This window comes from Streptomyces sp. B93 (assembly GCF_018070565.1).
Taxonomy (GTDB): Bacteria; Actinomycetota; Actinomycetes; order Streptomycetales; family Streptomycetaceae; genus Streptomyces.
In genome coordinates this window covers 118,441-140,555 of record NZ_JAGPXL010000009.1, presented here as the reverse complement: position 1 = coordinate 140,555, position 22,115 = coordinate 118,441, and the positions used below count along the sequence as shown (strand labels likewise).

Below are 22,115 nucleotides of genomic sequence, written 5' to 3'. Positions count from 1 at the left end.
TACATGCCCATGGGTCACACGGCCACAGCCAAGGCAGGCTCCGGCGGCCTGACAGCGACCGAGCACCGCCTGGCCAACGGTCTGCGCGTGGTGCTCTCCGAGGACCACCTGACCCCGGTCGCGGCGGTGTGCCTCTGGTACGACGTCGGTTCACGCCACGAGGTCAAGGAGCGTACCGGTCTGGCTCACCTTTTCGAGCACCTGATGTTCCAGGGTTCCGCCCAGGTCAAGGGCAACGGTCACTTCGAACTGGTACAGGGCGCGGGCGGCTCGCTCAACGGCACCACCAGCTTCGAACGCACCAACTACTTCGAGACCATGCCCGCCCACCAGCTCGAACTCGCCCTCTGGCTGGAGGCCGACCGCATGGGCTCGCTGCTCGTCGCCCTCGACGACGAGTCCATGGAGAACCAGCGCGACGTCGTCAAGAACGAACGCCGCCAGCGCTACGACAACGTGCCCTACGGCACCGCGTTCGAGAAGCTGACCGCGCTCGCCTACCCTGAGGGCCACCCCTACCACCACACCCCGATCGGCTCGATGGCCGACCTGGACGCGGCGACGCTGGAGGACGCGCGCGCTTTCTTCCGCACCTACTACGCGCCGAACAACGCGGTCCTGTCCGTGGTCGGCGACATCGACCCCGAGCAGACGCTCGCGTGGATCGAGAAGTACTTCGGCTCCATCCCCGCCCACGACGGCAAGCCCACCCCGCGCGACGGCACGCTGCCCGACACTATCGGCGAGCAGCTGCGCGAGGTCGTCGAGGAGGAGGTCCCGGCGCGCGCCCTGATGGCCGCCTACCGGCTGCCGCAGGACGGCACGCGCGCGTGCGACGCCGCCGACCTCGCCCTGACCATCCTCGGCGGCGGTGAGTCGTCCCGCCTCTACAACCGGCTGGTGCGCCGCGACCGTACGGCCGTCGCGGCCGGGTTCGGCCTGCTGCGGCTGGCCGGGGCGCCCTCCCTGGGCTGGCTGGACGTGAAGACCTCCGGCGACGTCGAGGTGCCGGTCATCGAGACCGCCATCGACGAGGAACTCGCGCGGTTCGCCGCCGAGGGCCCCACCGCCGAGGAGATGGAGCGCGCCCAGGCCCAGCTGGAGCGCGAGTGGCTGGACCGGCTCGGCACCGTCGCGGGCCGCGCCGACGAACTGTGCCGGTACGCCGTGCTGTTCGGCGACCCGCAGCTCGCCCTGACCGCCGTACAGCGCGTCCTCGACGTGACGGTGCAGGAGGTCCAGGAGGTCGCCAAGGCCCGCCTGCGGCCCGACAACCGGGCGGTGCTCGTCTACGAGCCGGTCGCCGGAGCCGAGGACGCCGAGCACGACGAGAACGACGACACCGAGGAGGCGGCCAAGTGACCGAGCTGGCCCCGATGGAGTTCCACCCCCAGCCGCAGGCCGGCGAGCCGAAGCCCTGGGCGTTCCCGGCCCCCACGCGCGGGACCCTCGACAACGGCCTGACGGTGCTGCGCTGCCACCGCCCCGGTCAGCAGGTCGTCGCCGTCGAGGTGCTGCTGCACGCGCCGCTGGACGCCGAGCCCGCCGGTCTGGACGGCGTCGCCACGATCATGGCGCGGGCCTTCTCCGAGGGCACCGACAAGCACTCCGCCGAGGAGTTCGCCGCCGAGCTGGAGCGCTGCGGCGCCACCCTCGACTCGCACGCCGACCACCCCGGCGTCCGGCTCAGCCTGGAGGTCCCGGCGTCCCGCCTGGCCAAGGGGCTCGGGCTGGTCGCCGACGCCCTGCGGGCGCCCGCGTTCGCCGACAGCGAGGTCGAGCGGCTCGTGCGCAACCGCCTCGACGAGATCCCGCACGAGCTGGCCAACCCCTCGCGCCGCGCCGCCAAGGAGCTGTCCAAGGAGCTGTTCCCGGCGGACTCGCGCATGTCGCGCCCCCGCCAGGGCACCGAGGAGACCGTCGCGGCCATCGACTCCCCGGCCGTACGCGCCTTCTACGAGAAGCACGTTCGCCCCGCCACCGCCACCGCCGTTGTCGTCGGCGACCTCACCGGCATCGACCTGGACGCGCTGCTCGGCGACACCCTCGGCGCCTGGACCGGTTCCCCGGCGCAGCCCCGCCCGGTACCCCCGGTGTCCGCGGACGACACCGGCCGGGTCGTCATCGTGGACCGCCCCGGTGCCGTCCAGACGCAGCTGCTGCTCGGGCGCGTCGGCGCCGACCGGCACGACCGCGTGTGGCCCGCCCAGGTGCTCGGCACGTACTGCCTCGGCGGCACCCTCACCTCCCGTCTGGACCGCGTCCTGCGCGAGGAGAAGGGCTACACCTACGGGGTACGGGCGTTCAGCCAGGTCCTGCGCTCCGCCCCGGACGGCACGGGCGCCGCGATGCTCGCCATCAGCGGCTCCGTCGACACCCCGAACACCGGCCCCGCGTTGCGGGACCTGTGGACGGTGCTGCGCACGCTCGCGGAGTCCGGTCTGACCGACGCCGAGCGGGACGTCGCCGTGCAGAACCTCGTCGGTGTGGCACCGCTGAAGTACGAGACCGCCGCTGCCGTGGCGAGCACCCTCGCCGATCAGGTCGAGCAGCACCTGCCCGACGACTACCAGGCGAAGCTCTACCAGATGCTCGCCGCGACCGGCACGGTGGAGGCCACGGCCGCGGTCGTGAACGCCTTCCCGGTGGACCGGTTGGTGACGGTCCTGGTCGGGGACGCGGCGCAGATCAAGGAGCCCGTGCGGGCGCTCGGCATCGGCGAAGTCACCGTCGTCGCCGCCGAATAGCGGCACGCGCGCGTGAGGCCCTGGTGGCGGTTCCGTCACCAGGGCCCCTCTATGCCCGTTTTCAGAGGAAGATCAGCGATCTGTCCTGTGGGATGCGCTACAAAAACCGCGTTCTGTTTGGGAATTGAAAGCGGCGCCGCTTAGCGTCTCCGGGGCTGTCCGTCAGGCAGTGCGCCGCGCCCGCGGCACCGGACAGTCATCGCCGAGTCCCCGTACGGCGCGAGCCGGGGGAGCCGGGGACCCACCACACAGTCCCCTGGGGTGAATCGGACGCCCGCGCGTGCCGCGAGGGGGTCCGTAGGAGACCTTCCTGCTCCGAACCCGTCAGCTAACCCGGTAGGCGAGAGGGAAGGAAAGGACCAGCCACTCCATGGCGTTCACCCGCCCTGCCGGGAAGCACCGCCGTACCGGCCGCACCAAGCGCACCACCGCCCAGGCGGCGGGTGTCGCGGCGCTCACCACCACCGGCGTGGTCGGCACCCTGGCCGTCCCCGCGCTCGCCTCCGAGCCGAGCCCCGAGCAGACCGGCCTCACCCCGGTCGTCAGCATGGGCGACATCGCCGCCGACCGGGTCGACGCCCAGGCCGACGCGCAGAGGGAGGCCGCCGAGCTGGCCGAGGCCCGGCAGCAGGCCCACGAGGCGGCCCGCCGCCAGGCCGCCGTGGCGGCCGAGCGGGCACACGAGGCTAAGGAGCGCGCCGCCCGCGAGGCCGAGCGCAAGCGCCTGAACACCTATGTGGCGCCCATCTCCGGCTCGTACGTCTCCACGAGCTACCGCTCCGGCGGCGGCCTGTGGTCCTCCGGCAGCCACACCGGCATCGACTTCCATGCCGCCAGCGGCACCTCCGTCCATGCGGTCGGCTCCGGCACCGTCGTCGAGGCGGGCTGGGCCGGGGCGTACGGCAATCAAGTAGTGATCAAGATGAACGACGGCACGTACACCCAGTACGGACACCTGTCGTCCATTGCCGTGTCGGTGGGGCAGACGGTCACCCCGGGCCAGCAGATCGCCCTCTCCGGCGCCACCGGCAACGTCACCGGGGCGCACCTGCACTTCGAGGTCCGTACCGGCGCCGACTACGGCACGGACATCGACCCCCTCGGCTACCTCCGCTCCCACGGCGTGAACGTGTAGGACCCCCGAACCCCCGCCCCGGCTCACGAGCCGGGGCTTTCGGCGTTTCGGAGGTCCGTTTGTCCAAAAAATATCCATGGTTTCCAGGCCGCCGTCGGAAATTCCGGCTCATTGCAATAGAGTCGCTGAACACACGTCAATCGTCGACGTTTCACGGGGATTAAGACGGAGGTCGGGCATGCGTATTCCGGCGCATTCGGTGTGCACGGCGATCCGGGACGACATCGTCTCGGGTGTCTACGAGCGCGGCAGCCGGCTCACCGAGGAACTGCTCGCGCGCCGCTACGGCGTCTCGCGCGTCCCCGTCCGGGAGGCCCTGCGCACCCTGGAGGCCGAGGGCTTCGTGGTGACCCGGCGGCACGCGGGCGCGTGCGTCGCCGAACCGACCGAGCAGGAGGCCGCCGACCTGCTGGAGATGCGGATGCTCCTGGAGCCGCTGGGCGCCTCCCGGGCCGCGCAGCGGCGCACCGAGGCCCATCTGAAGGTGCTGCGCGGGCTGGTCAGACTGGGTCAGGAGCGGGCCAGGCGGGGCAACAGCGACGATCTGCGCTCGCTGGGCGGCTGGTTCCACGAGACGCTGGCCCAGGCCTCCGGCAGCCCCGCCCTGATCGCCGTACTGACCCAGCTGCGGCACAAGATCGCCTGGATGTACACCGTGGAGGCGCCCGCCGGGCCGGTGGAGTCCTGGGCCGAGCACGGCGCGATCGTGGACGCGGTGGCGCGCGGCGACGGGGAACGCGCGCGTGCGCTCACCGCACTGCACACCGAGCGCGCGACCGCCGCGCACCGGCTGCGCTTCTCCGTGGGCGCGGACCGCCCGGAGCGTGTGAGGACTTCGCAACATCCCGTAAACATGCCGAGCCTGCGGCATTAACACAGGCGCCGTATACAAAGAGGTGGTATTCGGCGGGGGCTATTTCTGCTGCCCTTTTTCCGTCGCGAACACCAGCGTGAATTATCGCCCGCATGTAAATGCGTGCACGGAACACGGCGCCCAGAGAAAAACGACGGAGCCGCGCCGCCCGGAATGGGTGGCGCGGCTCCGTCGCGTGCTGTCGCGCGCCGGTCAGACGGTCTCGGGCAGCTCCTCGAGTCCCTCGGCGACCAGCTTGGCCAGGCGGTCGAGAGCGGCGTCGGCGCCCTCGGCGTCGGAGGCGAGGACGATCTCCTCGCCGCCCTGGGCGCCCAGGCCCAGAACAGCGAGCATGGAGGCCGCGTTGACGGGGTTGCCCCCGGCCTTGGCGATCGTCACCGGGACGCCTGTGGCCGTGGCGGCTCGGACGAAGATGGAGGCGGGGCGGGCGTGGAGGCCCTCGGCCCAGCCGACGTTGACGCGGCGCTCAGCCATGTGATGCTGCCCTTCGGTGTTCAGGGTTGTCTAGACCAGTGTCCCATAACGTGAAGCATGCCCGGAGCGGACCTGTACCCGCCCCTTCGGATGACGCCGGACCGCGGCCTCGGTCCGGCTGACGTCCCCCACAGACTGCCTCGCGCCGTTGTCGTACGCGAGCCGTACGCTGGGGCCCATGCAGAACTCGGCGGACCGACAGGAGTACCCCGCTCACTGGGAGGCCGACGTGGTGCTGCGCGACGGCGGCACCGCGCGCGTACGGCCCATCACCGTCGACGACGCCGAGCGCCTGGTCAGCTTCTACGAGCAGGTCTCGGACGAGTCGAAGTACTACCGCTTCTTCGCGCCCTACCCGCGCCTGTCCGCCAAGGACGTCCACCGCTTCACGCACCACGACTTTGTGGACCGGGTGGGACTCGCCGCCACGATCGGCGGCGAGTTCATCGCCACCGTACGCTACGACCGCATCGGCCCCGACGGCACGCCCGCCTCCGCGCCCGCCGACGAGGCCGAGGTCGCCTTCCTGGTGCAGGACGCCCACCAGGGCCGGGGCGTCGCCTCCGCCCTTCTCGAACACATCGGCGCCGTCGCGCGCGAGCGGGGTATCCGCCGCTTCGCCGCCGAGGTGCTCCCCGCCAACACCAAGATGATCAAGGTGTTCACGGACGCCGGGTACACCCAGAAACGCAGCTTCGAGGACGGCGTCGTACGCCTGGAGTTCGACCTCGAACCCACGGACCGCTCGCTGGCCGTGCAGTACGCGCGCGAGCAGCGCGCGGAAGCCCGGTCCGTGCGGCGGCTCCTGCTGCCCGGCTCGGTCGCCGTCATCGGCGCCGGGCGCAGCCCCGGGGGAGTGGGCCGCAGTGTCCTGCGCAACATCAAGGACGCCGGGTACACCGGCCGCCTGTACGCCGTGAACAGGGCGTACACCGACGAGCAGAAGGAGATCGACGGGGTAGCCGCGCACCGCTCCGTCCGCGACATCGACGACCACGTCGACGTCGCGGTCGTCGCCGTGCCCGCCGCGCACGTCCCCGAGGTCGTCGCCGAGTGCGGTGCACACGGTGTGCAGGGCCTCGTCGTGGTCTCCGCCGGGTACGCCGAGAGCGGCCCCGACGGACGGGAACGCCAGCGCGAACTCGTGCGGCAGGCACGCGCGTACGGCATGCGGATCATCGGCCCCAACGCCTTCGGCGTGATCAACACCTCGCCCGAGGTACGGCTCAACGCGTCCCTCGCCCCCGAGATGCCCCGCCCCGGCCGCATCGGACTCTTCGCCCAGTCCGGAGCCATCGGCGTCGCCCTGCTGTCCCGGCTGCACCGGCGCGGCGGCGGCGTCACCGGCGTCACCGGTGTGTCCACGTTCGTCTCCTCCGGCAACCGCGCGGACGTCTCCGGCAACGACGTGCTCCAGTACTGGTACGACGACCCGGACACCGACGTCGCCCTGATGTACCTGGAATCCATCGGGAACCCCCGCAAGTTCACCCGCCTCGCCCGGCGTACGGCGGCGGCGAAGCCACTGGTCGTCGTGCAGGGCGCCCGTCACCGCGGGGCCGCGCCCCAGGGCCACGCCGTACGGGCCACGCGGCTGCCGCACGCCACCGTGTCCGCGCTGCTCCGGCAGGCCGGGGTCATCCGGGTCGACACGATCACCGAGCTGGTCGACGCCGGGCTGCTGCTCGCCCGGCAGCCGCTGCCCCGGGGGCCGCGGGTGGCGATCCTCGGCAACTCGGAGTCGCTGGGGCTGCTGACGTACGACGCCTGTCTCGCGGAGGGGCTGCGGCCGCAGCCGCCGGTCGATCTGACGACCGGGGCGTCGCCGGAGGACTTCGGGGCGGCGCTCGCGCGGGCGCTCGCCGACGACTCCTGCGATGCCGTGGTGGTGACGGCGATCCCGGCGATCGGGGAGACGTCGGCGGAGGACGCGGTCCTGGCGGAGGCGTTGCAGGCCGCGGCGGGGGAGGCGCCGTCGAAGCCGGTGCTGGTGGTGCACGTCGAGCTGGGCGGGCTGGCGGAGGCGCTGTCCGCGGCGGCGAGTACCGCACCACAGGTCGGCACCAAGGTGGCCGGTGTCGCGGCTGAGCGTGGACCGGTCGCGCAGCCCGGCGCTGACGGGGTGCCGTCCGCGCCCACCCCTGCCGCCCCAGGCGGCACGCGTGCCCGCGGGCTGATCCCCGCCTACCCCGCCGCCGAACGCGCCGTCCGGGCGCTCGGCGAAGCCGTGAAGTACGCGCAGTGGCGGCGGGAGGTCGCGGAGCCGGGGAAGGTGCCGGAGTACGAGGACATCGACGAGAAGAGGGCCGCCGGGCTGATCGGGGGCCTGCTGGAGCGGGGGCAGGGGCTGACGCTCGGCACCGAGGAGACCTGCGAGCTGCTCGGGGCGTACGGCATCGGTGTGCACCGGGCCGTGCCCGCCGCCACCCCCGACGAGGCCGTCGCCGCCGCGCGGAGCATCGGCTACCCGGTCGCCCTCAAGGCCACCGCCCCACACCTGAGGCACCGCGCCGACCTGGGCGGCGTACGCCTCGATCTCGCGGACGAGGAGCAACTGCGACGCGCGTACGCCGAGTTGACCGACCTGTTCGGGACGCCGGAGGAGCTGCGTCCGGTGGTGCAGGGGATGGCCCCGCGCGGGGTCGACACCGTCGTACGGGCGGTGATCGACCCGGCGGCCGGTGCCGTGCTGTCGTTCGGGCTGGCCGGGGCGGCCTCGCAGCTGCTCGGGGACATGGCGCACCGGCTGATCCCGGTCACCGACCGTGAGGCGACCTCGCTGATCAGATCGATCCGCACGGCGCCCCTGCTGTTCGGCTGGCGGGGCTCGGCGCCCGTCGACACGGCCGCGCTGGAGCAGCTGCTGCTGCGGGTGTCCCGGCTGGTCGACGACCACCCGGAGGTGGTGGCGGTCACCCTGGAGCCGGTCGTCGTCGCCCCGGGCGGCCTGAGCGTCCTCGGCGCGTCCGTCCGGCTCGCCCCGCCGCCCGCCCGCGACGACCTCGGCCCGCGCACCCTCCCGGCCTACTGACACCCCGCGCGGGGCACCCGGCAGGGGCCCGTGGACCGCGCGGCTGAGCGGTGCCTCGCAGTCAGTGGGCCCCCTTAGGATGGACGGCATGGCCAAGACCAGTACGACGACCCAGGGGCTGCGCGCGGCGATCGAGCGCAGTGGCTACTACCCGGCCCTCGTGGCCGAGGCGGTGGAGGCCGCCGTGGGTGGTGAGCCCATGCGGTCGTACCTGGTCCACCAGGAGACGACGTTCGACCAGAACGAGGTGCGGCGCCATGTGACCGTGCTGGTCCTCACCGAGAACCGCTTCATCGTCAGCCACACCGACGAGCAGGCCGCCGACAGCACCTCCCCGACGCCGTACGCCACCACCTCCACGGAGTCCGTGAAACTCGGCCGGATCTCGTCGGTCGTGGTCAGCCGGGTGGTCGCCAATCCGGAGTCGTACAAGCCGGGCACCCTCCCGCGTGAGGTCGTGCTGACCATCGGCTGGGGCGCCGTCTCCCGCATCGACCTGGAGCCCGCCGCCTGCGGCGACCCCAACTGCGAGGCGGACCACGGCTACACGGGCAACTCGACGGCCGACGACCTCAGCCTGCGCGTCAGCGAGGCCGGGGACGGCCCGGAGACCGTGCGGCAGGCGCTCGTCTTCGCGCAGGCCATCTCCGAGGCGACCGCGGACATCACCCGCTGATGGCACATCCCACCGCCTGGGAGCAGCACCCCGAGCCCCTGTCCGTCGACTCCGCGCCCCGCCCCGAGTACGGCGGCGGCTCCCTCGCCGACCTGCTCCCCACGCTCGCCGCGGGCATGGGCGTGCCCGGCGTCACCGCGGCCATCGGGGAACTGGAGCCCGCCGACCGGGCCTGCGTCTTCCTGATCGACGGCCTCGGCTGGGAGCAGCTGAAGGCGCACCCCGAGGAGGCGCCGTTCATGGCGTCCCTGCTCGGCAGCTCGCGCGGCGGCACCGGCCGCCCCCTGACCACGGCCTACCCCGCGACCACCGCGACCTCCCTCGCCTCCGTCGGCACCGGCCTGCCGCCCGGCGCGCACGGCCTGCCCGGCTACACCGTCCGCAACCCGGACACCGGTGAGCTGATGAATCAGCTGCGCTGGCAGCCCTGGACCGCGCCGGGCACCTGGCAGCCGTACCCCACCGTCTTCCAGCTCGCCCACGACGCCGGGGTGCATGCCGCCCAGGTCTCCTCGCCCGCCTTCGCGAACACCCCGCTGACCAAGGTCGCGCTCAGTGGCGGAACGTTCCACGGGCGGCTGTCCGGCGAGGACCGCATGGACCTCGCGGCGGAGCAACTGGCCGCTGGCGACCGTGCCCTCGTCTACACGTACTACGCCGAGGTCGACGGCGCGGGCCACCGCTTCGGCGTCGACTCCGACACCTGGCGCGGCCAGCTGATGTACGTCGACCGGCTCGTCCAGCGGCTGGCCGAGCAGCTTCCGCCGCGCAGCGCGCTCTACGTCACCGCCGACCACGGCATGATCGACGTGCCGTTCGACGAGGAGCACCGCATCGACTTCGACACGGACTGGGAGCTGCGCGCCGGGGTCGCCCTGCTCGGCGGCGAGGGCCGGGCGCGGCACGTGTACGCCGTGCCGGGCGCCCAGAACGACGTACTGACGTGCTGGCGCGAGGTGCTCGGCGAGCAGTTCTGGGTGGCCTCGCGGGACGAGGCGATCGCGGCGGGCTGGTTCGGCCCGCGGATCGACCGACGCGTCCACGGGCGGATCGGCGATGTCGTCGCGGCCGCCCGCGACGACGTGCTCATCATCGCCTCGGAGCGGGAGCCCAAGGAGTCGGCCATGGTCGGCAACCACGGCTCGATGACCCCCGCCGAGCAGCTGGTCCCGCTGCTCGAAGTACGCTCCTGACGCCCGCCCCCCGTCCGTCCCCTCGCCGAAAGGTGCTCAACCCGCCATGCCCGAGCTGGTGTTCTTCTCCGGAACCATGGACTGCGGGAAGTCGACGCTGGCTCTCCAGATAGAGCACAACCGTTCCGCGCGCGGGCTGGTGGGCATGATCTTCACCCGTGACGACCGCGCGGGCGAGGGCAAGCTCTCCTCGCGGCTCGGCCTGGTCACCGACGCGGTGGAGGTCGAGGACGGCATGGACCTGTACGGCTATCTCGTCGACCACCTCTCGCAGGGCGGACGCGCGGACTATGTGATCGCCGACGAGGCACAGTTCCTGGCGCCGGAGCAGATCGACCAGCTCGCGCGGGTCGTCGATGACCTCGGTCTCGACGCGTACGCCTTCGGCATCACGACCGACTTCCGCAGCAAGCTCTTCCCCGGCTCGCAGCGGCTGGTGGAGCTGGCCGACCGGGTGGAGGTGCTCCAGGTCGAGGCGCTGTGCTGGTGCGGCGCGCGGGCCACGCACAACGCCCGTACGGTGGGCGGCGAGATGGTCGTGGAGGGCGCCCAGGTCGTGGTCGGCGACGTGAACCAGTCCGAGGCCGTCGGCTACGAGGTGCTGTGCCGTCGCCACCACCGCCGCCGGATGACCGCCGCCACCGCCCGCGCGGCCACACTCTCCCCGGACGTCCTGCCGGTGCCGCACGCCTAGCGGCTGTCCGCCGGACAGGCCTCAACCGCGGCGGTCCGGTCGCAGCAGGGAGAAGCGCGCACCCTCCGGGCACGCCACCGTGGCCACCCGGCCCTGCTCGCTGTCGCGGGCCGGGCTGATGATCTGCCCGCCCAGGTCGACGACCCGGGACAGCGTCTCCTCCAGGTCGTCCACCTCGAAGTACGTCACCCAGTGCGGCCCCCGGTCGCGCGGCAGGGTGTTGCCCACACCGTGGATGGCGGCGACCGGGCGGCCGTCGACGAGGAGGGTGACGTAGTCGAAGTCGGCGGAGACCACCGGCTCCTCCTCGTAGCCGAAGACCGACTCGTAGAACTTGGCGACGCCGACCGTCTCGAAGGTGAGCAGTTCGTTCCAGACCGGGGTGCCGGGCATCCCGGTGACGGCCGTGCCACTGTGCGCCGCCGCCTGCCAGACGCCGAAGACGGCACCGGAGGGATCCGATCCGATCGCCAACCGCCCGGCCTCGTCCGCGTCCAGCGGCCCCACGCCGATCGTGCCGCCGCACAGCCGTACGGTGTCCGCGGTCCGGTCGGCGTCGGCCGTGGCGAGGTAGGGCGTCCAGGCGATGGGCAGATGCCGGTCGGGCGGGAGCTGGCCGATGCCCGCCACCTCACGGCCGTCGAGCAGGGCCCGCACATAGGGGCCGAGTTGCCGGGGCCCCGGCCTGAACTCCCAGCCGAACAGGGCGCCGTAGAACTCCTGGGTCGTGGCCATCCCGTGCACCATCAGACTCACCCAGCAGGGCGTGCCGGGCGCGTACCGGGCGTGCGCTTCGCCGCTGCGGCCGGCCGGCCCCCGTGCCTCGGTCATCGTCTCTCTCTTCTCGGCCCCTCGCGGTGACCGCGTCGCTTCCGCCCTTCGACCCCCGTGCCGATGCTCGCACCACCCGGGGCGCCGCGCGCTGCGGGCGCGCCGCCGGGGGCCCTTCCCCGCTCCGTGCCCGGTCCGCGGGGGTTTCCTGGCCGTTCATGTGATTGCGGGTGTCAGCCTGTTGTACAGCATGTGCCCGATCCCGTACGCGTGGTGATCGGACCTGCCCGGCGGGCAGAGTAGCCGGACATGGGCGACGCGGCCACCCCGTAGGCAAGGATGGTGGCCATGAACGCCATCATCTCCGCATCCGAACTGGCGAGCGACCTCGCGGGCGGGAACCCGCCGGTACTGCTCGATGTCCGCTGGCAGTTGACCCTGGCCAAGGCGGCCGGTGAGCCCGCCTTCGACGGCCGCGCCGAGTACGCGGCCGGGCACCTCCCCGGCGCGGTCTACGTCGACCTGGACCGGGAACTGGCCTCGGCGCCGGGCCCGGCGGGCCGCCATCCACTGCCCGACCTGGCGGAGTTCGGCGCCGCGATGCGCCGGTCGGGCGTGACGGTGGGGCGGCCGGTCGTCGTCTACGACGGCGGCCAGGGCTGGGCGGCGGCCCGCGCCTGGTGGCTGCTGCGCTGGACGGGGCACCCGGATGTGCGGGTCCTCGACGGCGGGCTGGCCGCCTGGCAGGGGGAACTGTCGACGCACGAGCCGACGCCGCCGGAGGGCGACTTCCGGCCGGTCCCCGGGCCCACGGGACTCCTCGACGCGGACGGGGCCGCCGCGCTGGCCCGCTCGGGACTGCTGCTGGACGCCCGGGCGGCGGAGCGCTACCGCGGTGACGTGGAGCCGATCGACCGGATCGGCGGACACATTCCGGGCGCGGTCTCCGCGCCCACCCACGAGAACGTCGGCCCGGACGGCCGCTTCCTGCCCGCGGCACAGCTGCGGGACCACTTCAAGGCGTTGGGCGCCGCGGACGGCACCGCGGTGGGCGTGTACTGCGGCTCGGGCGTCTCCGCCGCCCATGAGGCGCTGGCGCTGGCGGTGGCGGGCATTCCGGCCGAGCTGTACGTCGGTTCGTGGTCGGAGTGGTCCTCCGACCCCTCGCGGCCGGTGGCGGTGGGGCCGGATCCGCAGTAGCCCGGTCCTCGGGGCGCCGCCCTCGGGGAGGGTCCCTTGCAGCGCCCCCCTTGTGCATGTGCAGGGGGAGCGCCCCACTGCTCCTCCGCCGCTACTCCTGCTTCTTGCGGCGGGTGCCGAAGACGATCTCGTCCCAGCTCGGCACCGCCGCGCGGCGGCCCGGGCGGACGCCGTCCGCCTCGGCCTGACGGTCGGTGGAGCCGATGAGCCGGTCACGGTGGCTGCCCACCGAGCGCGGCATCAGGACGTCCGCGTAGGCGGAACCGGCACCGGCCGAGGCCGCGGGCGCCGGGGGCTCCTCCGCCTCGGGCTGCTCCTCGGGCTCCTCGACGGGCTCCGCCGACGGACGCTCCGGGACCACCAGGTCGCCGCGGAAGCTGGGCACCGCCTCCAGCAGGCTGGTCAGCGAGTCCCGTTCACCCGCGCCGCTCTCCTCGGCGGGCTCGGGCACCGGCGGCAGGCTCGGCCGCTCCCGGTCCGCGGGCCGGTCCAGCGTCCGCTCGCGCGGCAGCCGGGCGATACGCGGCACGAACGGAAAGCTGGGCTCCGGGGCGCCGAGGTCGTCGGACTCGCCGATCAGCGCGCGCGCCTCGTCGTCGACGGCCTGGACGAGCCGCCGGGGCGGGTCGTACGTCCAGCTCGCCGAGTGCGGTTCGCCGGCGACCCGGTAGACCAGCAAGACCTCCCAGGTGCCGTCGTCGCGGCGCCAGGAGTCCCACTGGACGGTGTCCTTCTCGGCGCCGCGCAGCAGCAGCCGCTCCTGGACGGCCTCGCCGAGCAGGGGGCCGGAGTTCTCGCCGGGGCGGCGGACCGGGGTCTTGCGGGCCCGCTCGGCCATGAAGGCCCGCTCGGCGAGCACCGGTCCCTCGAAGCGGCGTACGCGGTCGACAGGGATGCCCGCCATCTGGGCGACCTCTTCCGCGGTCGCACCGGCGCGTATACGGGCCTGGATGTCGCGGGGGCGGAGATGGCTCTCCACCTCGATCTCGATCTGGCCGAGGCGGGGACGGTCGCCGCGCACGGCGGCACGGAGCCGTTCATCAATCGGAAGCGTGTACTCCGTTGAGTCCGCAGCCTTCAGCACCAGCCGTGTGCCGTCATTGGAGACGGCCACGACACGCAGTTCGGGCATGGGGACCTCCCGGGTGGTGCCTGCCGACGTCACGTGCGTCGCTGCTTCCGCTAGTCGAGTGTGGCCTGCCCGGGTGCAGCCTGCCACAACCTTGCCGAGTTGCCCGGCGTGTCGGGCACGGGCCCTGGATCGCCGTTATGGCACGGTAACCTATTCGCAACGCTAAGTGACCAACTCCGTCACCCTGTGCAACAAGCTCCCTCCCGGCGGTCCTTGAAGGATCCGGACAGCCTGGCGGGAGACCGGACCCAGGGCTCGCAACAGTACTCCATTTGGGCCACGTGCGTGGATTGGCACGCCGCCCAACTTCTGGCAAGGATCAGTACTTGGCCGGTGTTCACTGGCTTTCTCGATCATGAACGTGGCCTATTTCACGCGTTCCCGGGGCGTTCTCGTTCTTTCTCTGTCGCTCCCTGTCGTTCTCTGTTCTTCTTCGACTTTCCCGTCTCGTCCCGGCGCCGCCGCCGCTACTGCCCCAGAACCCGCCTCAAGTAGGCGTTCTGGAACCGGCGCTGGGGGTCCAGCCGGTCCCGTAGCGCGGTGAACTCCCCGAAACGGGGATAGACCTGCGCGAAGTACTCCGCGTCGCGCGTGTGCACCTTGCCCCAGTGCGGCCGCCCTTCGTACGCGGTGAAGATGCGTTCGGCGGCGGTGAAGTAGGCCTGAAAGGGGGTGCCCTTGAACATATGGACGGCGATGTACGCGCTGTCACGGCCGGAGGCGGTGGACAGGGTGATGTCGTCGGCCGGTGCGGTGCGCACCTCCACGGGGAAGCTGATCCGCAGGCCGGACCGGTCGATCATGGACTTCAGTTCGCGCAGCGCGTCCGTCACCGCCTCGCGCGGCAGGGCGTACTCCATCTCCACGAAACGCACCCGGCGCGGCGAGGTGAAGACCTTGTAGGGGATGTCGGTGTACGTCCGCGCGGACCACGCGTGGCTGGCGACCCGCGCGATGGCGGGGATGGCGGCGGGCACGCCGCGGCCCACCAGATTGGCCACCTGCCACACGCCGTTGGAGAGGAACTCCTCCTCGAACCAGGCGCCGAGACGGCCGACGGGCCGCTCCGGGCCCGCGCTGCGGTTGTTCCGCTTGGTACTGCACCGCTCCGTGTGCGGGAACCAGTAGAACTCGAAGTGCTCATTCTCGGCCCACAGTTGATCGAACTCGGCGAGGACCCGGGCGAACGGCATCGGTTCCTCGCGGGCCGTGAGCAGGAAGACCGGCTCCACGGCGAAGGTGATCGCGGTGACGACGCCCAGCGCGCCGAGACCGATGCGGGCTGCCGCGAAGACCTCCGGGTTCTCCTTCTCCGAGCAGGTGAGCACCGAGCCGTCGGCGGTGACCAGCTCCAGCGCCTTGATCTGCGCGGCGATGGACCCGGAGTCGCGGCCGGTGCCGTGCGTGCCCGTGCTGACGGCACCGGAGACCGTCTGCTCCATGATGTCGCCCATGTTGGCCAGGGACAGACCCTCGCGGGCCAGGGCGGTGTTGAGTCTCTTGAGCGGGGTGCCCGCCTCGACCGTGACCGTCATGGCCGTACGGTCGATGTCGCGAATGCCCGTCAACAGTTGAGGACGTATCAACACACCGTCGGTCGCCGCTATGGACGTGAAGGAGTGCCCGGTGCCGACGGCCTTCACGGTGAGCCCGTCCTCGGCGGCCCGGCGCACGGCGTCCGCCAGCTCCTCCACGGAGGCGGGGACGACCTCCCGCGCGGGCCGCGCGGCGACATTGCCGCCCCAGTTACGCCACGTGCCGCTCTTCCCGCTCGCTGTGCTGCTCAACGGTGCCTCCCCGACCCGGAGCCGGCCTGCGCAGCCGGCGGTAACCGAGGAAACCGACCGCGACCGCGACGGCCCCGGACACCGCCGGAACCCCGTACCCGGCGCGCGCACCGGCGGCGTCGATCACCCAGCCGGCCACCGAGGAGCCGACCGCGACCCCCACCGCCAGCCCGGTGCTCACCCAGGTCATGCCCTCGGTCAGTTGCGCGCGTGGTACGTGCTCTTCGATCAGGGACATCGTCGTGATCATCGTCGGAGCGATGGCCAGACCCGCGAGGAAGAGCGCCACGGCCAGAAACGGCAAGTTCCCGACCAGTAGGAGGGGGATCATACTCACGCCCATCGCACAGACGCCCAGCAGCCACCGGCGTTCCGGCGCTCCCTTGAAGTGCAGCAGCCCGAAGACGGCGCCCGCCACACAGGAGCCCGCCGCGTACACCGCGAGGACGACGCTCGCGGCGCCCTTGTGACCCTGTTCCTCGGCGAAGGCCACCGTGACCACGTCGACGGCGCCGAAGATCGCCCCGGTCGCCACGAAGGTCGTCACCAGCACCTGGAGGCCCCGCGAGCGCAGCGCGCTGCCGCCCCCCGCGCCGCCGTGCCGCTCGCGCGGGTGCGGCTCCGGCTCGGTGGCGCGCTGTGCGGTCAGCCAGAAGACGCCGGTCGCCAGGAAGCAGGCCGCCAGCAGCGGCCCCGCCTCCGGGAACCAGGCCGTCGACAGGCCGATGGAGATGATCGGCCCGAAGATGAAGCAGACCTCGTCGATCACCGACTCGAAGGAGTAGGCGGTGTGCAGCTGGGGAGTGCCCCGGTAGAGCGCCGCCCAGCGGGCCCGGATCATCGCGCCGACGCTCGGCACGCAGCCGATGCCGACGCACGCCACGAACAGCACCCACTCCGGCCAGCCGTAGTGCGCGGCGAACAGCAGCAGCGCCGCCGCGGCCAGCGAGACCAGGGTGGCCGGGCGCAGCACCCGCCGCTGCCCGTACTGGTCCACCAGCCGCGAGACCTGCGGACCCGCCACCGCCGCCGACAGCGCGATGGTGGCCGACAGCGCGCCCGCGAGCCCGTACTGCCCGGTGAGCTGGGAGACCATCGTCACCACGCCGATGCCCATCATCGACAACGGCATCCGCCCCAGGAGACCGGCGGCGGAGAACGCCTTGGAGCCCGGGGCGGTGAACAGGGCGCGATAGGGGCTGGGCACGGAGGTCTCCGGTGGTCCGCGCCGCGGCCGAGGGGTCGGCGGTACGGCGGTGTCAGCGAGGTGTCAGCAAGGCGTCGGTAAGGTGCGACCGCCGCCGATACAGCTTACGAGTTAGGCAACCCTAACGCACCCTTCCGGAGCAGTCGGAACCGCATCGGCCACCCCGCCGGTGACACGGCTGTCGGTGCCGGGTGGCAGGATCGGTGTCATGCCAGACGTGCTCGACGCCACCCCTTACGACGCCCTCCTCCTGCTCTCCTTCGGCGGCCCCGAGGGACCCGACGACGTGGTCCCCTTCCTGGAGAACGTGACGCGGGGGCGCGGCATCCCCAAGGAACGACTCAAGGAAGTCGGACAGCACTACTTCCAGTTCGGCGGGGTCAGCCCCATCAACGACCAGAACCGCGCCCTGCTGGACGCCCTCCGCAAGGACTTCGCCGACCACGGCCTGGACCTGCCGGTCCACTGGGGCAACCGCAACTGGGCGCCCTACCTGACCGACACCCTGCGCGACATGGTCCGCGACGGTCACCGCCGCGTCCTGGTCCTCGCCACCAGCGCTTACGCCTCCTACTCGGGCTGCCGCCAGTACCGCGAGAACCTCGCCGACGCCCTCGCCCAGCTGGAGTCCGAGGGCCTCGACCTGCCGAAGATCGACAAGCTGCGGCACTACTTCAACCACCCCGGCTTCGTCGAGCCGATGACCGAGGGCGTCCTGCGCTCCCTGGCCGACCTCCCCGAAGAGGTCCGGGACGGCGCCCACATCGCCTTCACGACCCACTCCATCCCGGACTCCGCCGCCGACACCTCCGGCCCGGTGGAGGGCCACGGCGACGGCGGAGCCTACGTCCGTCAGCACCTGGACGTCGCCCGCCTCATCGCCGACGCCGTCCGTGAGCGCACCGGCGTCGACCACCCCTGGCAGCTCGTCTACCAGTCCCGCTCCGGCGCCCCGCACATCCCCTGGCTCGAACCCGACATCTGTGACCACCTGGAAGAGCGGCACGCGGCCGGGGTACCCGCGGTCGTCATGGCCCCCATCGGGTTCGTCTCCGACCACATGGAGGTCCTCTACGACCTCGACACCGAGGCCACGGCCAAGGCGGAGGAGCTGGGCCTGCCGGTACGCCGCTCGGCGACCGTCGGCGCCGACCCCAGGTTCGCCGCCGCCATCCGCGACCTCGTGCTGGAGCGCGCCGCCGTCGAACGCGGGCAGCAGGTCACCCCGTGCGCCCTCGGCACCCTCGGCGCCAGCCACGACCTGTGCCCGGTCGGCTGCTGCCCCGCCCGCGCCCCCCGGCCCGCCGCCGCGGGCGCCGACAGCCCCTACGCGTGAGGAGCCCCGTGACCGACGCCCTGCACACGGAACTGCTCAAGCTCGCCCATGAGGCCGCCCGGCGCGCGGGTGAGCTGCTGCGGGACGGCCGCCCGGCCGACCTCGCGGTCGCCGCGACCAAGTCGAGCCCCATCGACGTCGTGACCGAGATGGACATCGCCGCCGAGAAGCTGATCACCGACCTGATCTCCGGCCGGCGCCCCGACGACGGCTTCCTCGGCGAGGAGGGCGCCGCCAGCGAGGGCACCAGCGGGGTCCGCTGGGTGATCGACCCCCTCGACGGCACGGTCAACTACCTCTACGGGCTGCCCACCTGGTCCGTCTCCATCGCCGCCGAGCACCGGGGCGAGACGGTCGTCGGAGTGGTCGCCCTCCCCATGCGCGGCGAGACCTTCCACGCCGTCCTCGGCGGCGGCGCCCGGGCCACCGGCGCCTGGACCGGCGAACGCGAGCTGGCCTGCCGCCCGGCGCCGCCCCTGGACCAGGCCCTGGTCTCCACCGGCTTCAACTACGTCGCCGAGGTCCGCGACCACCAGGCCGAGGTCGCCCGCCGGCTCATCCCCCAGCTGCGCGACATCCGCCGCGGCGGCTCGGCCGCGGCCGACCTGTGCGACCTCGCCGCGGGCCGCCTCGACGGCTACTACGAGCGCGGCCTCCACCCCTGGGACCTGGCGGCCGGTGACCTCATCGCCCGTGAGGCGGGCGCCCTGACCGGCGGCCGCCCCGGACAACCCCCGTCCTGGGACCTGACGGTCGCGGCGACACCGGGGGTCTTCGAGCGGCTCCAGCCCCTTCTGGAGGATCTGGGCGCCTGGCACGACTGACGGGAGGGTCCCGCCACGGGAACCGGAGGCAAGAGCCCACCAACCCGCGCGGTGCCCGTAGGCGACCGAGCAGAATACGCAGCGGGCCCCCGGCGCTGGATTCGCCGGGGGCCCGCCGCGTCAGGGTCCTGAATGCCGGTCACGCGTTGAGAACGCCGACCTCCACGCCATGCTCGGCGGCCAGGCGGCGGAGGTCGTCCAGCTCGCCCTGCTCCACCTCGACGAGGAAGTCGTCGCCTTCGTCACGCGCCCGCGTCAGATCGGACTCGGTCGCCCTTATGCGCTGCAGAAGTCCTGCCGTGAATGCGTCCATGCTGCGCCCCCTCGTCCTGGGTCGTGGGTCGTTGGCACGGGGGTGTGCCGTTCGGAAGGGGCGATCACGTCTCCCGTGGATGCCCAGCGCTGCCCGAGCCGGGCGGCGACGGTGCCGGACACCCACGCCCACTCTGCGAAGCGGCCGCGGTGTACCGCATGGTGTTGCGGTACGAGCAGAGCGTGATCGCGGGGTGTAAAGCGTCCTCCCCCCGCTCCCTCCCGCGGAAACCTCAACCGCACAAGAAAATCTGGCATTCCCGCCCGCCCGAACGGGCCGTCCCACCCGGCCGTCCCGCCCCTGCCGGAGCCCAATCTCCCGGCTTACAGCCGACTTATGGCCGAAAAGGGCAGGATGGAGGCAACACACCCCATGGACCCCTGCCCGCGCGTGCCCTGGTGCTACGCGGGTGGACAGAGGAAGGACTAGCGACGTGCGCGTACTCGTCGTCGAGGACGAGCAACTGCTCGCCGATGCGGTGGCCACCGGACTGCGCCGGGAGGCCATGGCCGTCGACGTCGTGTACGACGGTGCGGCCGCCCTGGAGCGCATCGGCGTCAACGACTACGACGTGGTCGTCCTCGACCGCGACCTCCCCCTGGTGCACGGCGACGACGTCTGCCGCAAGATCGTCGAGCTGGGCATGCCCACGCGCGTGCTGATGCTGACGGCGTCCGGCGACGTCAGCGACCGGGTCGAGGGCCTGGAGATCGGCGCCGACGACTATCTGCCCAAGCCCTTCGCGTTCAGCGAGCTGACCGCACGCGTGCGTGCGCTGGGCCGCCGTACGAGCGTGCCGCTGCCGCCGGTGCTGGAGCGGGCCGGGATCAAGCTGGACCCGAACCGCCGCGAGGTCTTCCGGGACGGCAAGGAGGTCCAGCTCGCGCCGAAGGAGTTCGCCGTGCTGGAGGTCCTGATGCGCAGCGAGGGCGCGGTGGTCTCCGCCGAGCAACTCCTGGAGAAGGCGTGGGACGAGAACACCGACCCCTTCACCAACGTGGTCCGGGTGACCGTGATGACGCTCCGCCGCAAGCTGGGCGAGCCGCCGGTGATCGTCACCGTGCCCGGCTCCGGCTACCGGATCTGATGTCCCGTGGCAGCCACCCCCGCGCCCCCTCAGGCGCCTCCGAAGCCCACCTGGGACCCCAGGCGGCCCGTGCAGCCGCCCTGGCTGCGCCCGACCATCCGGATAAGGCTCACGCTGCTGTACGGCGGCATGTTCCTGATCGCCGGGATCCTGCTGCTGTCGATCATCTACCTGCTCGCGGCGCAGGCGATCAACACGGGCAACGAACCCTCGTTCAAGATCGTCGACGGTCAGGCCATCAAGGTCACCAGTGACGACTGCCCGGCGATCAACAACGCCAGCCCGATCTCGCTGACGGCGTTCAACGAGGCGATCAGCGAGTGCATCGACCACCAGCGCCAGGTCGCCCTGGACAACCTGCTCAGCCGCTCCCTGCTGGCCCTGCTGGGCCTCGCGGTGATCGCCTTCGCCTTCGGGTACGCGATGGCCGGACGGGTGCTGTCGCCGCTCGGCCGCATCACCCGCACCGCACGCGCGGTGGCCGGGTCCGACCTGTCCCGGCGGATCGAGCTGGACGGCCCGGACGACGAGCTGAAGGAGCTGGCCGACACCTTCGACGACATGCTGGAGCGCCTCCAACGGGCCTTCACCGCCCAGCAGCGCTTCGTCGGCAACGCCTCGCACGAACTGCGCACCCCGCTGGCGATCAACCGCACGCTCCTGGAGGTGCACCTCTCCGATCCGAACGCGCCGGTGGAACTCCAGCAACTCGGCAAGACACTGCTCGCCACCAACGAGCGCAGTGAGCAGCTCGTCGAGGGGCTGCTGCTGCTCGCCCGCAGCGACAACCAGATCGTGGAGCGCAAACCGGTGGACCTCGCCGAGGTCGCCGGGCAGGCCATCGACCAGGTGCACGCCGAGGCGGAGGCCAAGGGCGTGCGCATCCACGGCGAACAGAAGCCCGCGGTGGTCCAGGGCAACGGCGTGCTGCTGGAGCGGATCGCGCTGAACCTGGTGCAGAACGCCGTCCGGTACAACATCCCCGAGGGCGGCTGGGTCGAGGTCACCACGGACGTCCAGGGCGGTCAGGCGGTCCTCCTGGTGTCCAACACGGGGCCGGTCGTACCGGCGTACGAGATCGACAACCTCTTCGAGCCGTTCAGGCGGCTGCGGACCGAGCGCACCGGCAGCGACAAGGGCGTGGGGCTCGGCCTGTCCATCGCGCGGTCGGTGGCGCGGGCGCACGGCGGGCACATCTCGGCGCGCCCGCGTGAAGGGGGCGGACTCGAGATGCGGGTCACCCTGCCGGTCTGAGATCCTTGCGCCGCACACCCGGACACACTCGAGGACGTTCGCTTTGCGCGGAATTTTCTGGGCACTCGGTCTGCTACGTGGTGTGTGATCGATCACAGGGGCGATTTTCCAGCCATCTACTCTCCGTGATCATGCAGAGTGGCGGAAAGCCGGGAAAATCCGGGTTTTCCTGTGGCTTGATCACGGGAAGTACACGGTGAGACCCCTTTGAAGTGCAACCTTTGGACCGTGTACGGTCCCGATCGCCATCCAAGCCGATCACTCATGCGGAGTCCGGTTGGGTGTCGATTGAGTAACAGACCTTGATGTGAGGCAAAATCTCCGCCTCGGGTCGGGCACAAGTCCGGCCTCTCACGCGTTACGTGCGCTGGAGACACCGC

General features: G+C 72.1%; 19 protein-coding genes and 1 riboswitch. Of the genes, 13 read left to right on the top strand and 6 right to left on the bottom strand.

What is annotated here, in order from left to right:
* The first annotated feature begins 3 nt into the window (after positions 1-3).
* From KBY47_RS11735 to KBY47_RS11720, 4 genes are all read left to right on the top strand, one after another.
* Complete coding sequence (locus tag KBY47_RS11735; protein WP_210920977.1) at positions 4-1,362, top strand: pitrilysin family protein; 1,359 nt, start codon at positions 4-6, stop codon at positions 1,360-1,362.
* On the top strand, positions 1,359-2,747 hold the full coding sequence (locus KBY47_RS11730) for a pitrilysin family protein (protein WP_210920976.1): 1,389 nt from the start codon (positions 1,359-1,361) through the stop codon (positions 2,745-2,747). Before KBY47_RS11735 ends, KBY47_RS11730 begins: the two co-directional genes overlap by 4 nt.
* 190 nt (positions 2,748-2,937) lie before the next feature.
* Positions 2,938-3,105, top strand: a riboswitch (cyclic di-AMP (ydaO/yuaA leader).
* 12 nt (positions 3,106-3,117) lie between these two features.
* Positions 3,118-3,882, top strand: coding sequence for a M23 family metallopeptidase (locus tag KBY47_RS11725; protein WP_210920975.1), 765 nt, complete (start codon positions 3,118-3,120; stop codon positions 3,880-3,882).
* Positions 3,883-4,060: 178 nt separating this feature from the next.
* Positions 4,061-4,756 (top strand): GntR family transcriptional regulator, encoded by a 696-nt coding sequence (locus KBY47_RS11720; protein WP_210920974.1) that lies wholly within the window; start codon positions 4,061-4,063, stop codon positions 4,754-4,756.
* A 192-nt stretch (positions 4,757-4,948) separates the two neighbouring features.
* On the opposite strand, the gene KBY47_RS11715 is transcribed toward KBY47_RS11720, so the two are convergent.
* Complete coding sequence (locus KBY47_RS11715; protein ID WP_133919479.1) at positions 4,949-5,230, bottom strand: HPr family phosphocarrier protein; 282 nt, start codon at positions 5,228-5,230, stop codon at positions 4,949-4,951.
* Between the two features lie 178 nt (positions 5,231-5,408).
* On the opposite strand from KBY47_RS11715, the gene KBY47_RS11710 reads away from it, so the two are divergent.
* From KBY47_RS11710 to KBY47_RS11695, 4 genes are all read left to right on the top strand, one after another.
* Complete coding sequence (locus KBY47_RS11710; protein ID WP_210920973.1) at positions 5,409-8,261, top strand: bifunctional GNAT family N-acetyltransferase/acetate--CoA ligase family protein; 2,853 nt, start codon at positions 5,409-5,411, stop codon at positions 8,259-8,261.
* 79 nt (positions 8,262-8,340) lie between these two features.
* Positions 8,341-8,937 carry a DUF5998 family protein gene (locus KBY47_RS11705; RefSeq protein WP_210920972.1) on the top strand — a complete coding sequence of 199 codons (597 nt, stop codon included), beginning with the start codon at positions 8,341-8,343 and terminating at the stop codon, positions 8,935-8,937.
* A complete protein-coding gene (locus KBY47_RS11700; RefSeq protein WP_210920971.1) occupies positions 8,937-10,130 on the top strand; it encodes an alkaline phosphatase family protein in 1,194 nt (397 codons plus the stop codon). The genes KBY47_RS11705 and KBY47_RS11700 overlap by 1 nt, the downstream gene beginning before the upstream one ends.
* 46 nt (positions 10,131-10,176) lie before the next feature.
* The gene (locus tag KBY47_RS11695; RefSeq protein ID WP_210920970.1) at positions 10,177-10,824 is read left to right on the top strand and encodes a thymidine kinase; all 648 of its coding nucleotides are present in this window, start codon (positions 10,177-10,179) and stop codon (positions 10,822-10,824) included.
* Positions 10,825-10,845: 21 nt separating this feature from the next.
* Here KBY47_RS11695 and KBY47_RS11690 read toward each other — a convergent pair whose 3' ends face one another.
* On the bottom strand, positions 10,846-11,655 hold the full coding sequence (locus tag KBY47_RS11690; RefSeq protein ID WP_210920969.1) for a VOC family protein: 810 nt from the start codon (positions 11,653-11,655) through the stop codon (positions 10,846-10,848).
* Between the two features lie 288 nt (positions 11,656-11,943).
* On the opposite strand from KBY47_RS11690, the gene KBY47_RS11685 reads away from it, so the two are divergent.
* Positions 11,944-12,795, top strand: coding sequence for a sulfurtransferase (locus KBY47_RS11685; RefSeq protein ID WP_210920968.1), 852 nt, complete (start codon positions 11,944-11,946; stop codon positions 12,793-12,795).
* 91 nt (positions 12,796-12,886) lie between these two features.
* Here the strand turns inward: KBY47_RS11685 and sepH are convergent, their stop codons facing one another.
* The 3 genes from sepH to KBY47_RS11670 all read right to left on the bottom strand — a co-directional run bounded on the left by sepH (position 12,887) and on the right by KBY47_RS11670 (position 16,921).
* Positions 12,887-13,927: a septation protein SepH gene (sepH, locus tag KBY47_RS11680; protein ID WP_210920967.1), complete on the bottom strand. Its 1,041-nt coding sequence runs from the start codon at positions 13,925-13,927 to the stop codon at positions 12,887-12,889.
* 467 nt (positions 13,928-14,394) lie between these two features.
* A complete protein-coding gene (locus KBY47_RS11675) occupies positions 14,395-15,714 on the bottom strand; it encodes a D-arabinono-1,4-lactone oxidase (RefSeq protein ID WP_210920966.1) in 1,320 nt (439 codons plus the stop codon).
* Positions 15,674-16,921: an MFS transporter gene (locus KBY47_RS11670; protein ID WP_210920965.1), complete on the bottom strand. Its 1,248-nt coding sequence runs from the start codon at positions 16,919-16,921 to the stop codon at positions 15,674-15,676. The genes KBY47_RS11675 and KBY47_RS11670 overlap by 41 nt, the downstream gene beginning before the upstream one ends.
* A gap of 208 nt (positions 16,922-17,129) precedes the next feature.
* Here KBY47_RS11670 and KBY47_RS11665 point away from each other — a divergent pair, with 208 nt between their 5' ends.
* On the top strand, positions 17,130-18,257 hold the full coding sequence (locus KBY47_RS11665) for a ferrochelatase (RefSeq protein WP_210920964.1): 1,128 nt from the start codon (positions 17,130-17,132) through the stop codon (positions 18,255-18,257).
* Positions 18,258-18,265: 8 nt separating this feature from the next.
* A complete protein-coding gene (locus tag KBY47_RS11660) occupies positions 18,266-19,081 on the top strand; it encodes an inositol monophosphatase family protein (RefSeq protein ID WP_210920963.1) in 816 nt (271 codons plus the stop codon).
* A 139-nt stretch (positions 19,082-19,220) separates the two neighbouring features.
* On the opposite strand, the gene KBY47_RS11655 is transcribed toward KBY47_RS11660, so the two are convergent.
* Positions 19,221-19,394, bottom strand: coding sequence for a hypothetical protein (locus tag KBY47_RS11655; protein ID WP_210920962.1), 174 nt, complete (start codon positions 19,392-19,394; stop codon positions 19,221-19,223).
* A 433-nt stretch (positions 19,395-19,827) separates the two neighbouring features.
* Between KBY47_RS11655 and KBY47_RS11650 the strand changes: the two genes are divergently transcribed.
* Both KBY47_RS11650 and KBY47_RS11645 read left to right on the top strand, forming a co-directional pair.
* Positions 19,828-20,481, top strand: a complete 654-nt coding sequence (locus KBY47_RS11650) for a response regulator transcription factor (RefSeq protein WP_007385219.1) — start codon at positions 19,828-19,830, stop codon at positions 20,479-20,481.
* Positions 20,482-20,487: 6 nt separating this feature from the next.
* Entirely contained in the window at positions 20,488-21,735 is a 1,248-nt protein-coding gene (locus KBY47_RS11645) for a HAMP domain-containing sensor histidine kinase (RefSeq protein WP_210920961.1), read from the top strand.
* The last annotated feature ends 380 nt before the right edge of the window (positions 21,736-22,115 follow it).

What these genes read in the sequence shown, in the direction of transcription:
- KBY47_RS11735 (WP_210920977.1), top strand. Translation starts at nt 4, where the DNA reads ATGCCCATGGGTCACACGGCCACAGCCAAGGCAGGCTCCGGCGGCCTG.
- KBY47_RS11725 (WP_210920975.1), top strand. Translation starts at nt 3,118, where the DNA reads ATGGCGTTCACCCGCCCTGCCGGGAAGCACCGCCGTACCGGCCGCACC.
- KBY47_RS11720 (WP_210920974.1), top strand. Translation starts at nt 4,061, where the DNA reads ATGCGTATTCCGGCGCATTCGGTGTGCACGGCGATCCGGGACGACATC.
- KBY47_RS11715 (WP_133919479.1), bottom strand. Translation starts at nt 5,230, where the DNA reads ATGGCTGAGCGCCGCGTCAACGTCGGCTGGGCCGAGGGCCTCCACGCC.
- KBY47_RS11710 (WP_210920973.1), top strand. Translation starts at nt 5,409, where the DNA reads ATGCAGAACTCGGCGGACCGACAGGAGTACCCCGCTCACTGGGAGGCC.
- KBY47_RS11705 (WP_210920972.1), top strand. Translation starts at nt 8,341, where the DNA reads ATGGACGGCATGGCCAAGACCAGTACGACGACCCAGGGGCTGCGCGCG.
- KBY47_RS11700 (WP_210920971.1), top strand. Translation starts at nt 8,937, where the DNA reads ATGGCACATCCCACCGCCTGGGAGCAGCACCCCGAGCCCCTGTCCGTC.
- KBY47_RS11695 (WP_210920970.1), top strand. Translation starts at nt 10,177, where the DNA reads ATGCCCGAGCTGGTGTTCTTCTCCGGAACCATGGACTGCGGGAAGTCG.
- KBY47_RS11690 (WP_210920969.1), bottom strand. Translation starts at nt 11,655, where the DNA reads ATGACCGAGGCACGGGGGCCGGCCGGCCGCAGCGGCGAAGCGCACGCC.
- KBY47_RS11685 (WP_210920968.1), top strand. Translation starts at nt 11,944, where the DNA reads ATGAACGCCATCATCTCCGCATCCGAACTGGCGAGCGACCTCGCGGGC.
- sepH (WP_210920967.1), bottom strand. Translation starts at nt 13,927, where the DNA reads ATGCCCGAACTGCGTGTCGTGGCCGTCTCCAATGACGGCACACGGCTG.
- KBY47_RS11665 (WP_210920964.1), top strand. Translation starts at nt 17,130, where the DNA reads ATGCCAGACGTGCTCGACGCCACCCCTTACGACGCCCTCCTCCTGCTC.
- KBY47_RS11655 (WP_210920962.1), bottom strand. Translation starts at nt 19,394, where the DNA reads ATGGACGCATTCACGGCAGGACTTCTGCAGCGCATAAGGGCGACCGAG.